This is a genomic window from Pseudomonas sp. S2_A02, from assembly GCF_054668495.1.
Window position 1 is genome coordinate 6,091,637 of record NZ_CP162776.1, and the last position, 12,666, is coordinate 6,104,302.

The window sequence follows — 12,666 nt, forward strand, 5'->3', positions numbered from 1 at the left end:
TTATTTGTATTCAAGACAAGTCGGGCATGTTTCGTGGTCGAGTCAGCGGCGTTCCTGCTTGCTGATTTCTTCCTTGGCCGTTTCAAGCGCACTCTGCAGTTTGGGTTGCTGATCCAGTTGTTGCTGGGCCAGGCGTGCCAGGTTTTTCATCTGGGCCAGGTCACCGCTGGCCATTGCACTTTGGATCGGTGCGGCGTACAGCGGCATGATGGGTGGATACGATGATTCCGGCGGAATCACCGGGCCGGGTTCCAACGGCAGCGGGGAGACGTGGGACGGCACCGCCTCAATGAGATGGGCGGGCGCATTGTTGACCTCGACCCACTGCTGACCATTCAAGTACGAGTAGTTGGCGACGCCTTCTTTCCAGTCGGTGCCCACCACCAGTTGCAACTTGAAATTCACGATGGAATTCGAGCCTGAGCCGCCATGATTGCCTTGTGCGGTGATCAGGATTTTGCTGACGCCGGGTGACATGACCGTCAGGTAGGTGTATTCGCCCCAGACATCGGAATGCACATCCAGCGGCGGGTTGGTCGCCTGAGTGATTGCAGCGGTGCCGTTTACCGTCTCATCAGGGGTAAAGACCAGAAGATTGAGTGCCAGACTTTGTGCACCCGGCATCGAAGTACCAATTCGGTAGCCAAGCGGGAATAAGCCAACAAGTTGTTGATTAGAACCAGACATAATTATTGCCTCCATTGCAATAAGGGGAGCGGAAATAGCGGCTAGTGCTTTTCCAGGCGTGCGACTTCCTTGGCCAACTGCTCGTAAGCAGTACTTAGCTCTTTGTTTTCTGGTGTGGATGCATCGCGTTGTTTCAATAGCGTCTTCATTTCCGGCAGGCTGCCTGCCTTGATCGCGCTTTGGATGGCCACCCCATAGGGGGGCATGCTATGGCGAGTTGAACTGCTCATGACGATTCCTTTCGTGGTGTTTACGGGCACTGCTGTCATCAGCAGTTTTTGCAGTTAAGCAGGCGCGGATAAATATGCAATGAACAATGGAAGTCTAATGTTTAATATTATTTTGTTAATCGCGATGGGTTAGGGGTCGATGTGTTCAATATTAAGTTTGGCGATGAAGGAAGACCTGTTCAGTTACTTCCTCATAAGCGGTAAGTTCCTTATCGCCATTATTCGTATTTGATTAATCGTAGGCGCCAGCGGTGCGGCGATCCGACTTGCCGCACCGCTGGCTCCTATATTTACCCTTAATGGCAATCAACTCCCAGCTTGTTTATTCAACGCCTCTTCCGCCGCTGCGATTTCTGCCTGACGCTTGATGATCATTTCACCCACGGGCGGGCCCTGGAAGCGTCGGGCTTCAAAGGCAAACCAGACGATTGCCGTCAGAATCAGAAAACCGAGGGTGATGTACAGCGCCCAATCGTTCGGCGGCTGGATGCCGATGACAAAGATCAGCACCATCGAGAGAATCGAGAGGATGGCGAACAACGAGTACAACCCGCGCCCCATGTTCCATGGCCCCATATGTGGCCACTTCGGGGTCCCGTAGGTAAACAGGCCCAGCACGATGGGAATGATGAAAGAGAAGAACAGGAAGATCACCGTGCAGGAGACCACGATCGTGTAAACCGGCGTTTCGCCGATCGATACCAGGGATGATCCCCAGACGAACAGCACCGCGAGCGTGGCACCGGTCCAGATCGCCGCCACCGGGCTGCGATGGGTCGGTGAGACCGAGGCCAATGCTTTCGAGAAGGGCAGGCCGCCGTCACGGGAAAACGCGAAGATCATGCGTGAAACCGAGGTCACGGTCGCCAGCCCGCAGAGAATCTGCGAAATGAAAATCGCCAGGTAAAGCGCCATCTTGATCGACGGGTTCACCTGAGTGTCCATCGCCCAGAAGAACACATTCCAACCGTGCTTCGCCGCTTCGTCCATGCTCGGCAACATCAGTACAAACGAGCAGAGCATGACCCAGCCGAACAGCAACGACCAGGCCACCGAGCTGACCATCCCGACCGGTACCGACACGGATGCCTGATGGGTTTCTTCGGAGGTATGCGCCGAGGCGTCATAGCCGGTGATGGTGTAGATCGGCAAGAGCAGGCCGAGCATGAAAATCCAGCCGTTCGAAACCTGTGGCCAGACGTTGCCGCCGGCCTCGCCGGAATAGTTACCGAAGGTCACCAACCGGGCGAACTCATAGCTGGGTGCGGCGATCAGGCAGACGATGGTCAGCGCGAGCGCCGTGGCGAAGATCAGGTAGCCCGAGAAGTCGGTGAGTTTTGCGGTCAGGCCGATGCCGAAGTGGTTACACAAAGCCTGGAGGCCGGTCAGGATCGCCAGGAAAGTGATCCGTGTGGTGATGGTGTCTTCCATGCCGAGGGCCGGTCCGAAGGCACCGAAAAAGAAGTAGTAAGTACCGACGTTGATCGCGCCGAGCACCGTGATCAGCCCCAACAGGTTGAACCAGGCCGTCAGCCAGCCGGTGAAGCGGTTACCGAGAATCGAGCCCCAGTGATAGAGGCCGCCAGCGGTGGGGTAGGCCGAGGAAATCTGGGCCATGGCCATTGCGAAAACTCCGGAGATCAGGCAGCCGAGTGGCCAGCCGATACCGATGGCCGCACCACCCGCTCCCGAGGTGCCCTGGGCCAGCGAGTTGATGCCACCCGAGAGGATGCAAATGATCGAAAAGGAGATGGCAAAGTTGGAGAAAACGCCCATGCGTCGCGAGAGTTGCTGGGCATAGCCCATGCTGTGTAACACCTTGAGGTCGTCGTCTTGCGGCGCGGTGGCGCCGGGTTGGCTTAGTGGAGTCATCATATGTGCTCTTGTTCAGGTTTTGATCCACATCCATCCGCGTGGTGCGTTGCCGAATGGGTTTGTCTTCAACCCCCTGTCGTACTGCTCCTGCCTCTAACGGTTGAAACCCATCCAGGTTGCGTGCTCACACGTTGGCCATGGACAGACAATTGTTCTAGAGACGGCCGTGAAACGCCGCGTCGAAAATTTCTGCCGCGCCAGTTCGGGTCAACGGCAACGGGTTGCCACCGGCGCAGGGGTCGACAATCGCCATGTCCGCGATCAGATCGGCCTGCTTGTCATCCACCCCCAGTTCAAACAGCGTATGCGGCACGCCGATGTCTTTGCGCAGTTTGAGGACGAAGGCCAGAAAGCTGTCGAAGCCCGGGGAGGGCAGACGCAAATAAGCCGCCAGACGGGTGATACGTTCCTCGATGGCCGGGCGATTGAACTTCAGCACATAGGGCATGAAGGTGGCATTGGTCATGCCGTGATGGGTGTCGTACAGGGATCCCACCGGATGCGAAAGCGCATGAATTGCGCCCAGACCTTTCTGGAAAGCAGTAGCGCCCATCGCGGCAGCCGCGAGCATTTGTGCACGCGCGTCGAGGTCGGAGGGGATGTGTACGGCGCGTACCAAGGCATTGGCTACCAGGCGCATGCCTTCCACCGCAATGCCTTCGGCCATCGGATGAAAACCGGGAGCGCAGTACGATTCCAGGCAATGGGCAAACGCATCCATGCCGGTGCCAGCGGTGACTTTTGCCGGCATGCCGATGGTGAGGGCCGGGTCGCTAATGACCACCCGTGGCATCATTTTCGGGTGGAAGATGATGCGTTTGGTGTGCGTGCGTTCGTCGATGATCACTGCTGCGCGGCCGACTTCTGAACCGGTGCCTGCGGTGGTCGGCACCGCAATGACCGGGGCGATGCTGCTTTCGTCGGCGCGTGTCCAGTAGTCGCCGATGTCTTCGAAATCCCAAACCGGTCGGGTCTGGCCGCTCATGAACGCGATGAGTTTGCCCATATCCAGACCGCTGCCACCGCCGAAGGCGACCACGCCATCGTGATTGCCAGCACGCCAGGCATCGAGTCCTCCTGCCAGATTGGCCTCAATCGGATTCGGCTTTAGGTCGCAAAACAGCGCTACACCGAGGCCGGCAGCGCGCAACGATTCCAGCGCCGCCGTGGTGATCGGGGCACGCGCCAGGCCACTGTCAGTGACCAGCAACGGTCGCTGGATCCCTTGGCTGCGGCAGACCTCGGCCAGTTCGGCGATGCGGCCGACGCCAAAGCGGATGCTCGTGGGGTAGTTCCAGTTCGCGGTCAGGCTCATGGCTCAGATCTCGTGGCGCAGATGGAAGGATTTCGCGCGGGTCAGGTGTTCATAGCCAAGGCGCGACAGCGTTACGCCGCGCCCGCTGTTTTTCACCCCGGTCCAGGCCAGGGCCGGGTCCAGATAATCGCAGCGGTTCATGAATACGGTGCCGGTGGCGATCTCGTCGCCAATGCGTTCGGCGGCGGTGAGGTCTTGCGTCCAGATGGAAGCGCTGAGCCCGAACTCACTATCGTTCATCAACGCGATAGCTTCGTCGTCGCTGGCCACCGGCATGATGCCGACTACCGGGCCAAAGCTTTCTTCGCGCATCACCGACATTTGGTGGGTGACGTCCACCAATACCTGCGGCGCGAGGTAGGCGCTGCCCGGTGCGTCGGCGGGAAAGTCCTTTGGATCGATCAACGCCCTGGCCCCTTTTGCCACTGCATCGGCGATCTGTCCGCGAACGAATTCAGCAGCGCTCGGCGTGACCAGCGGGCCGAGGCTGGTGGCTTCGTCCAGCGGATTGCCGAGTACGTATTGGCGGGTCAAGGCGACGAAGCGCTCGACAAAGGCCGGGTAAATTTTTTCATCGACATAGATACGTTCGACGGCGCAGCAACTCTGTCCGGAGTTGAAGAAACTGCCGTCCACCAGGTTTTCTACCGCTTGTTCAAGGTTGGCGTCTGCCCGGACGTAGGCGGGGTCTTTGCCGCCAAGCTCCAGGCCCATGCCGAGGAAGCATCCAGTAGCGGCGCTTTCCATGGCCTTGCCGGCGTCGACCGAACCGGTGAAGTTCACTTGGTGCACGCGTCCTGAAGCGATGATCGCGGCGGTCTGTTTATGATCGAGCAGCAAGTTGTGGAACAGGCCTTCGGGCAGATGGGCGCGGCGCAAGGCCTCGGCGAACCGTTCGCCCACCAGCAGCGTTTGCGTGGCGTGTTTGAGGATGACGCTGTTGCCGGCCATCAGCGCCGGAATGATCGTATTCACCGCCGTCAGATAGGGGTAATTCCACGGTGCGACAACCAGCACCGTACCCAGCGGTTCCCGTTTGATACAGCGCCGAAAACCGGCGATGGGCGCAGGATCAATCGCTGCCAATGCCTCAGGCGCAATGGCGATCATGTGCCGCGCACGTTCTTCGAAACCGCGCAGTTCGCCGGCGCCGAAGCGTATCGGGCGGCCCATCTGCCAGGCCAGTTCCGGCACGATCTCGGCCTTCATCGCCAGCATCGCGTCCACGGCGGCGCTGCAAAACGCGGCGCGTTCGCTCAGTGGCCGGCGCTGCCATTGCGGCTGGGCGGTTGCGGCCGCCTCCAGAGCCTGGTCGAGCTGCGCTGCATCGGCACGGCGGCGTTCGGCGTAGACCCGGTCGTCGACCGGGGAGATGAGTTGAACGATCTCAGTCATGGTGTGTGCTCAATAACGCTCGAAGCCGCGCTGCAGTTCCCAGTCGGTGATTCGCCGGTCGTACTCTTTCTGTTCCCACTCAGCGGTATGCACGTAGTGGTCGATCACTTCATCGCCGAACGCTTCGCGCAACATGCTCGACGCCTTGAGCGCGGCGCAGGCCTCGCGCAGGGTTTTCGACACTTCAGGCAAGTGCTCGTCGACGTAGGCATCGCCTTCGAAGGGCGCCGCCAGGCTGAGTTTTTCGTCGATACCGGCAAGGCCCGCGGCGATCAGAGCGGCGAAGGCCAGATAGGGGTTGAGGTCGGCACCGCCGATGCGGCATTCGATGCGAATGGCTTTGCTGCCTTCCGCGCACAAACGAAAGCCTGCGGTGCGATTGTCCCGGCTCCATACGGCCCGCGTCGGGGCAAAGGTGCCGGCCTGAAAGCGCTTGTACGAATTGATGTAGGGCGCGAGAAAACAGGTGATGTCGTTGGCGTATTTGAGCTGCCCGGCCACCCAGGAGCGCATTAGTTTCGACATGCCGAACTCGGCTTTGGGATCGAAGAAAAGTGATTTTTTACCATTCTTGTCCCACAGCGAATTGTGCACATGGCTGCTGGAACCGGCGGCGTCATAGCGCCACTTGGCCATGAACGTGATCGCCTTGCCCTGCAGTTGCGCGATCTCTTTGCAGGCGTGTTTGATGATCACGTGGTGATCGGCCATGGTCAGGGCGTCGGCATAGCGGATATTGATCTCTTCCTGCCCCGGCCCCCATTCACCCTTGGAGTTTTCCACTGGAATGCCGGAAGCCTGCAGGTGTTTGCGAATCGCCCGCAGGACTGGCTCCTCGCGGGTGGTCTGCAGGATGTTGTAATCCTCGATGTAATGGCCGGCCGTCTTCGGATTGTGGTAGTTGCGCTCGTGGATCGCCTGGTAACTTTCGTCGAACAGATAGAACTCCAGCTCCGAGGCGAACATGCCGGTATAGCCACGTTCGCGCAGGCGCTCGATCTGCTTTTTCAGGATCGCCCGCGGGCTATGCGGCAGGTCCCTTCGGTGGTGATGATCGAGCACGTCACAGAGCACCAGCGCCGTGCATTCCAGCCAAGGCACGCGACGCAAGGTGGCCATGTCGGGTTTCAGTACAAAGTCGCCATAGCCTTTGCTCCAGCTGGCGGCGGCGTAGCCCGGCACGGGTTCCATGTCGATGTCGTCGGCTAGCAGGTAATTGCAGCAGTGGGTTTCTTCGTGGCCGCTGTCGATGAAAAATTCGACCTGGAATCGCTTGCCGACCAGTCGCCCTTGCATGTCGACCATGCAGACCAACACGGTATCGATCTCGCCTGCGGCAGCGGCGCGCTTGAGTGCATCAAAGCTGAGGAGGGGCTCGGTCATCACGTCAATCCTGCGTGAAAGGTTTGGGCCTGTCTGAAATAGCTGTTGCAGACGCTCTCCAGAACAAACCAAAACCTGCAGAATCGAGCATCGTGAGCAATAAGCTGCTGAAAGCTTAGCCTACTGTTGCTATGCGCAAGTTTCAGCCTGATGTGAACGGCGGTTATCTGGCCTGAACCATGGCCCGGGTGGCGAACTCGGGCCATGGCCAACAGCAGTCGCCTCGATTAATGCCCGCCCACCACCATATGGCTGAACGGCGCCACATACGCCTGCAATGTCACCAGCCCGCCGACCAGAATCGCCAGCACCACGGAGTGGAAAAACACGTAGCGCAGGATTTCACCTTCATGGCCGTACCAACGGGTGGCGGTGGACGCGACCACGATCGACTGGGCGTCGACCATCTTGCCCATGACCCCACCGGAACTGTTGGCCGCGGCCATCAACACCGGACTCAGGCCCAATTGCTCGGCCGTTACCCGTTGCAAGCCGCCGAACAGCACGTTGGAGGCCGTGTCCGAGCCGGTCAGGGCAACGCCCAGCCAGCCGAGCAGCGTGCCGAACATGGGATAGAAAATGCCCGTGGCGGCGAAGGCCAGACCCATCGTGGCGTCGAGGCCCGAGTAGCGAGTGATAAAACCCAAAGCGAGCATGGCCACAATCGTGATGAGCGAGTAGCGCACCACCCATATCGTTCGCACGTATTGGTTCAGCAGCTGCGGGATCGAATAACCCATCAGCAGCCCGCCGAGGATCGCCGCCAGCAAGATGCCGCTACCGGTGCTGGTGAGCCAGGTGAACTTGTAGATCGCGTCCTCTTTTTTAGGCACGGGTACCACGGGCGGGACTTTTTCGATCTGTTGGTGAATCGTGGCGAAGGTCAATGTCGGGGCAAAGATCGGATTGGCCTCGCGCATCGGCTTGCCTTGGGGATCGAGCTTGGCCGAGTGGGTTTGCGGATCCATGACCGGGCGGGTATCGAACAGGTTTTTGAAGCTTTGAGTGCCCCAGGCAAAGACGAAGACTGTGAGGATGATCCACGGCATCCATGCGCGCATGACGGCGGGTTTAGCGTCGCGGGCAAAGGTTGCGCTGGGTTTCTCGTTCGGGTCCGCCTCCACCATGGAGTTGTCGGCCCGGCCGGACAAGGCGGCGGAGGTATGCACGGTGGCCGGCTTCCAGACCTTGAGGAAACCGGTCAGGCAGGCCATGGAAATCAGCGCGGCGATCACGTCCACCAGCATCGGCCCGTGGTAGTTGGATACGAGAAATTGCGGAATGGCGAAACTCACCCCAGCGACCAGAATCGGCGGCCATATTTCCAGCATCTTGCGCCAGCCGGCGAAGGCCCAGATCAGCCAGAACGGCACGATCACCGAGAAAAACGGCAGTTGCCGGCCGACCATCATCGACAGTTCCATTTCATCCAGGCCGGTCACTTTGGCCAAGGTGATAATGGGCGTGCCCAAAGCGCCGAACGCCACGGGCGCGGTATTGGCGATCAACGCCAGGCCAGACGCGGCCAGGGGCGAAAAGCCCAGCCCGATCAGAATGGCCCCGGTCACCGCCACGGGGGTGCCGAAACCGGCGGCCCCTTCGAAGAAAGCACCGAAGCAGAAGGCAATCAGCAGCAGTTGCAGACGTCGATCGTCAGTGATGCGCGCCAGGGAATCCTGCAGCACTTTGAACGAGCCGTTCTCGGTGGTCAGCCGGTGCAGGAAAATGATGTTGAGCACTATCCAGCCAATCGGCAGCAGACCGTTGGCGGCGCCGTAGAGTGCGGCCGAGCCCGCCATGTCCGCCGGCATGCCGAAGGCGAAGATCGCAATCAGCAAGGCCGAGCCCAGGGCCAACAACGCCGCCAGATGCGCCTTGATGTGGAAAAACGCCAGGGAGACCAGCATCACCACCACCGGCACCGCCGCCATGATGGTTGATAGCAACGGGTTGCCGAAGGGGTCGTAGATTTGCTGCCAGACCATGTTCCACCTCTGCTTTTTATTGTTGGTAGCGCAGACCCCCGTGGGGGAAGGTGGTTTGTAGTATAGGTGGCATTACGCTGCTGTCCTGGCGGGGCTTATTTCACTCTGAACGGGCTGTTTTGCAGTCGGCAATGTGAATGAGAAAATCCGGTCGGATGCCGCCATGCTGCTCACTTAAGAGAATCTTGAGTCAGAGAAGCCTGTGGCGAGGGAGCTTGCTCGCCACAAAGGTAGGTATGACTGGTGAGCGAGCTTTAAGTGAACAGCATTGCGGTCCAATCCCGGGCTTTAATGGTTCGTGGGATTCTTACAGGCAAAAAAAGAGCCTCGAAGCTCTTTGATGGGGAGGAAGTAGAGCCCAGAGGCTCAAGATGCGCATGAAACAAGTGGTGAGCTTATTGGGGTTCAGTTCACTCACCACCTACGCAACGGCTTTAACCTCCAACCGCTACGTATAACCATCGTAAGAAGCCGGTGGCTGGTACTCAAGTACCATTAGTCTAATCCTCCCGGCCAGCCTGCCTGGCGCAGTGTTTTGAGCAAGGTTTTGGCATCCAGGCCCGGCACCGTATGGCCGTTGCCTTCGGTGGTGTTCGAGGCCAGCAGGGCGTTGATGATGGCTTCTTCCACGGCTTCGGTGGCGGCCAGGAACAGTTCGCTGATGTGGTCGTTGTTGACCATCCTCAGGTGGTCGCAGGTGGGCGCCCCTTTGCCTTCGTAAGCGGCCGGCGGCACGTGCTGATTGCCGGTGGCGAAGGCGACGAAAATGTCGCCGCTGTGGTCTTCGTTGCCGCCGCCGGTGCGGGCCAGACCGAGGCTGGCACGTTGCGCGAGGCGCGTGCATTGGTGTGGCAAAAGAGGGCGTCGGTGGCCAGGCAGACGACGATGGAGCCCATGCCTGGATGCGGCAGGGAGGCCTTGAGGAAAGGCGAGTCGACCTGCTCCATATAACGCCCCACCGGGTAACCGTCGACGCGCAATTCGTGACGAATGCCGTGGTTGGCCTGGACGATTGCGCCGACGGTCCAGCCTCCTTGAGCACCATTCAGCCGTCGCGATGCGGTGCCGATCCCGCCCTTGAATTCATGACAGATCATCCCGCTGCCACCGCCCACAGCTCCTTCGATGACCGGGCCGCCGACGGCTGTGCGCAGCGCTTCGGCCACATGTTCAGGACGTACATGAAAACCGTTGATGTCGTTGAGCAAACCGTCGAACGTTTCCAGCACCACGGGCATGTTCCAGTAAAGGCGCCCGTCGTCGGGTTGCTCCTGACGATCCAGAGCGATCAGCGCATCGCGCACTATGCCCAGGCTGTGAGTATTGGTGAAGGCGATCGGACTGGTCAGCAGACCGGCCTCGCGAATCCACTCAAGCCCCGTGGCGTCGCCATTACCGTTGAGCACATGGACGCCGGCGAAGCATGGCTGTTGATTGGCGGAACCGGCGCGTGGCTCGATCAACGTGACACCGGTGTAGATGTCGCGGCCGCTGGCGGTTCGTCCTCGCACATTGCTGTGGCCGACTCGTACGCCGGGCACATCGGTGATGGCGTTGAGGGGGCCGGGTTGCAGTTGGCCGAACTGAATGTTCAGGTCTCGGGCTCGTGGTTTCATCGTTTCTCTCATCTTCAATTCGTGGCAGAAAAAAGGGGCTTACTGACAAATGCCAGTCAGGTGCGGAACCTGCTCGCGATAGCGGTGGATCAGTCGCCGCCATTGTTGAATCTGATGGCCCCATCGCGAGCAGGCTCGCTCCCACATGGGATTGCGCTTGGCTGGTGGCATTTGGAATCACTGACCGTTCTTCACCGTGCTCCAGACGCGAGTGCGCACGCGCTCGGTCGCCTTGGGCAGAGGCTCAAGGGTGAACAGCTTGGCCATGGCTTCGGCCGGTGGGTAAACGGCGGGGTTGTTGCGAGTCGTCTCGGCCACCAGGCTGGTCGCACTGCGGTTGCCGTTGGGGTAGGACAGGTGGTCGGAGACCGGTGCGATGACTTCGGGGCGCATCAAGTAGTCGATGAACGCCAGGCCTTGCTGCGGATGCGGCGCGTCCTTGAGCAGCACCAAGGTGTCGAACCACACCGGCGCACCTTCCTTCGGCAGGCTGTAGGCGATCTTCACGCCATTGCCCGCTTGTTCGGCGTTGGTCTTGGCTTCCAGCATCGCGCCGGACCAACCCACCGCCACGCAGATGTTGCCGTTGGCCAGGTCGCTGATGAATTTTGAAGAGTTGAAGTAGGCAATGTGCGGGCGCAGCTTGAGCAGCAGCGCCTGGACTTTCTTGTAGTCCTCGGGGTTGGTGCTGTTGGGCGGCAGGCCCAGGTAATGCAGCGCGACCGGCAGCATCTCCGAAGGCGAGTCGAGCATCGCCACGCCGCACTCGCCGAGCCTGGCCAGGTTCGCTTCGTTGAACACCAGCTCCCAGGAGTCCACCGGCGCCTTGTCGCCCAGTGCGGCGCGGACCTTGTCGACGTTGTAGCCAATGCCGTTGGTGCCCCACAGATACGGCACAGCGTACTGGTTACCCGGATCGTTGTTGGCCAGTTTCGCCAGCAGCGCGGTGTCCATGTTTTTGTAGTCAGGCATTTGCGCGCGAGGCAGTGGTGCAAGCGCCCCGGCCTTGATCAGCGTCGGCAGGCTGAAGTTGCTGGCCACCACCACGTCGTAGCCGCTGCGGCTGGTCAGCAGTTTGCCTTCCAGGACTTCGGCGCTGTCGAAGGTGTCGTAAACCGGCTGGATCCCCGTGTCGCGCTTGAAATCCTGCAAGGTGTTGGGGCCAATGTAGTCATACCAGTTGTAGACGTTCACGGTGGGGGCGTCAGCGGCGACCGCCGAAAGCGAAACGCACAAACAGGCGCCCAATCCCAGGTTGATAGGCGAGCGATGACAATTCATGATGCGGCACTCCTGGCCTGCTGCAGGCCGGTGATGATCAGGTGCTTGCAGCGTATCGGCAGGCGGGGGACTCACCCATTCCCATCATGGGTTACTCGAAAGGGGTAGGGCGTGGACGCGTTGCTCAAAGAATTGCCGGTGCACCAGGGGTTGGCGCGGGTCTTTGCGGCGTTGGGTCAGGACGGGTTCTGGCGTGCGCTGGTGGACACGCTACGGCTATTGGTGCCGCTGGATAACGCGTTGGTCGCGGTAATGCGATCGGGGCGGGTGCCACGGCTGCTGATTGATTTCGACGCCAAGGGCGGCGCCGACGAGGATGAAGAACTGGCGGACTACAGCGCTGGCATGTACCTGCTCGATCCGTTCTACCAGGCCGCTTGTGCCGGTATTGCCGATGGCTTGCACAGCCTGGCCGCCGTGGCTCCCGACCAGTTTCAGCAGAGCGAGTATTACCTGAGCTACTTCCGCTCGGTGGTGGGTCGCGACGAGTTGCAGTTCATGGTCAACGTCGACGGCGCGGTGCTCGGTTTATCGTTGGGGCGCTCGACGGCGTTCACCCTTGAGGAGCAGGGCCGTCTGCTGTGCGTGCGCGACTGGGTGCTGGCGGCCATGCGCCGTCACTTGCAACTGATGCCCCCGGAAGGGCCTGCCGCCGAGGCCGTGGCCGGCGATCTGGCGAGTCTGCTGGATCGTTTCGATACGCGTTTGTCGGTGCGCGAAGTTGAAACGGCGCGGCTGATTCTCCAGGGTTTTTCCAGTAAAGCCATTGCCCAGCAACTGGGTATTTCCCCGGAAACGGTGAAGGTGCATCGGCGCAATCTCTATCACAAGCTTAATGTGAGTGGGCATGGCGAGTTGTTTGCGCTGGTGTTGCAGCCGCGTTGAATCAACATCAAAAG

General features: G+C 60.0%; 9 protein-coding genes and 1 pseudogene. 1 reads left to right on the top strand and 9 read right to left on the bottom strand.

The window, feature by feature from the left end:
• Window positions 1-42 precede the first annotated feature (42 nt).
• The 9 genes and pseudogenes from AB4O41_RS27800 to AB4O41_RS27840 all read right to left on the bottom strand — a co-directional run bounded on the left by AB4O41_RS27800 (window position 43) and on the right by AB4O41_RS27840 (window position 11,767).
• Window positions 43-687 (bottom strand): DUF1842 domain-containing protein, encoded by a 645-nt coding sequence (locus AB4O41_RS27800; protein WP_460145494.1) that lies wholly within the window; start codon window positions 685-687, stop codon window positions 43-45.
• Window positions 688-728: 41 nt separating this feature from the next.
• Window positions 729-917 (bottom strand): DUF1843 domain-containing protein, encoded by a 189-nt coding sequence (locus AB4O41_RS27805; RefSeq protein ID WP_007906519.1) that lies wholly within the window; start codon window positions 915-917, stop codon window positions 729-731.
• 306 nt (window positions 918-1,223) lie between these two features.
• The gene (locus AB4O41_RS27810; protein ID WP_460148439.1) at window positions 1,224-2,789 is read right to left on the bottom strand and encodes an amino acid permease; all 1,566 of its coding nucleotides are present in this window, start codon (window positions 2,787-2,789) and stop codon (window positions 1,224-1,226) included.
• 157 nt (window positions 2,790-2,946) lie between these two features.
• The gene (locus tag AB4O41_RS27815) at window positions 2,947-4,107 is read right to left on the bottom strand and encodes an iron-containing alcohol dehydrogenase (protein ID WP_460145495.1); all 1,161 of its coding nucleotides are present in this window, start codon (window positions 4,105-4,107) and stop codon (window positions 2,947-2,949) included.
• A gap of 3 nt (window positions 4,108-4,110) precedes the next feature.
• A complete protein-coding gene (locus AB4O41_RS27820; protein ID WP_460145496.1) occupies window positions 4,111-5,502 on the bottom strand; it encodes an aldehyde dehydrogenase family protein in 1,392 nt (463 codons plus the stop codon).
• 9 nt (window positions 5,503-5,511) lie between these two features.
• Window positions 5,512-6,885, bottom strand: coding sequence for a glutamine synthetase family protein (locus AB4O41_RS27825; protein WP_460145497.1), 1,374 nt, complete (start codon window positions 6,883-6,885; stop codon window positions 5,512-5,514).
• A 227-nt stretch (window positions 6,886-7,112) separates the two neighbouring features.
• Window positions 7,113-8,870, bottom strand: coding sequence for an L-lactate permease (locus AB4O41_RS27830; protein WP_460145498.1), 1,758 nt, complete (start codon window positions 8,868-8,870; stop codon window positions 7,113-7,115).
• A 495-nt stretch (window positions 8,871-9,365) separates the two neighbouring features.
• A pseudogene (locus AB4O41_RS27835) lies at window positions 9,366-10,498 on the bottom strand (DmpA family aminopeptidase).
• Between the two features lie 165 nt (window positions 10,499-10,663).
• Window positions 10,664-11,767: a polyamine ABC transporter substrate-binding protein gene (locus AB4O41_RS27840; protein WP_460145499.1), complete on the bottom strand. Its 1,104-nt coding sequence runs from the start codon at window positions 11,765-11,767 to the stop codon at window positions 10,664-10,666.
• 111 nt (window positions 11,768-11,878) lie between these two features.
• On the opposite strand from AB4O41_RS27840, the gene AB4O41_RS27845 reads away from it, so the two are divergent.
• Complete coding sequence (locus AB4O41_RS27845) at window positions 11,879-12,652, top strand: helix-turn-helix transcriptional regulator (protein WP_460145500.1); 774 nt, start codon at window positions 11,879-11,881, stop codon at window positions 12,650-12,652.
• The last annotated feature ends 14 nt before the right edge of the window (window positions 12,653-12,666 follow it).